Raw genomic sequence first — 839 nt, 5'->3', positions numbered from 1 at the left:
GGGAAACCAACCTGAAAACGAGTATTCCCTATCAGGGCCGTGGAAGACGACCACGTTGATAGGAGGCGTGTGGAAGTGCAGCAATGCATGAAGCTTAGCCTTACTAATAGCCCGATTGGCTTAATCGTTCTCATTGATCAATGCTCATCTGCCCGCAACAGCGGGCAATGAAGCATCAGACGTGTTCAAATAAAAACAGGCGAAAGCCTGCCAGCTTCTCTTCACATTGCCCTTAAATGACCTGGTGGTCATGGCGGGGCGGCCGCACCCGTTCCCATTCCGAACACGGCCGTGAAACGCCCCAGCGCCAATGGTACTCCGTCTTAAGACGCGGGAGAGTAGGTCGCTGCCAGGTCTTTTAAAGGCAATGCCCAAAGCGCAAATCAAAAGGATTTGTCGCGGCGAGGAAAACAATCTTCTCAGACACGAAAACGACGGCCCCTGGCCAATTCCAAAGGGTCGCCCAAAGCGACCCTTCGTCGTTTGCAGAACAAAATGAATGTCTGGGAAACGCCAATGGTGCGTCCCTTACAGGAGACAACTCGGCTTCGCCAAGTTGCTCCGGCAGAAAGCATCACAGCAAAGCTGTGACGCTACCGCGACAAAGCCAAAGGCTTTGCGCTTACGGGGTGGAGCAGCCCGTTCGGCCGGCAATCGATATTCAATCGATTGCTATCGGCCTCACCTCATCAGGCTCATAACCTGAAACGAGGACACAATTGCTTCCGGGCCCAAAACGCCCGACACTTGGTGACGCGGGGTGGAGCAGCCCGGTAGCTCGTCAGGCTCATAACCTGAAGGCCGCAGGTTCAAATCCTGCCCCCGCAACCAAAACAAAT

The 839-nt window shown here is 54.4% G+C and carries 1 tRNA gene and 2 rRNA genes; all 3 read left to right on the top strand.

The features are described 5' to 3' along the window. Nucleotides 1-128: ribosomal RNA gene (locus ACRQ1B_RS29160) — 23S ribosomal RNA — on the top strand; the annotation flags it as partial. A gap of 112 nt (nt 129-240) precedes the next feature. Next, nucleotides 241-355 (top strand): 5S ribosomal RNA (rrf, locus tag ACRQ1B_RS29155). 399 nt (nt 356-754) lie between these two features. Further along, nucleotides 755-831, top strand: a tRNA-Met gene (locus ACRQ1B_RS29150). Nucleotides 832-839: the final 8 nt, after the last annotated feature.

It is taken from the genome of Endobacterium panacihumi (assembly GCF_050847465.1).
Lineage (GTDB): Bacteria > Pseudomonadota > Alphaproteobacteria > Rhizobiales > Rhizobiaceae > Neorhizobium > Neorhizobium panacihumi.
This window is presented reverse-complemented; position numbering and strand designations above follow the sequence as displayed.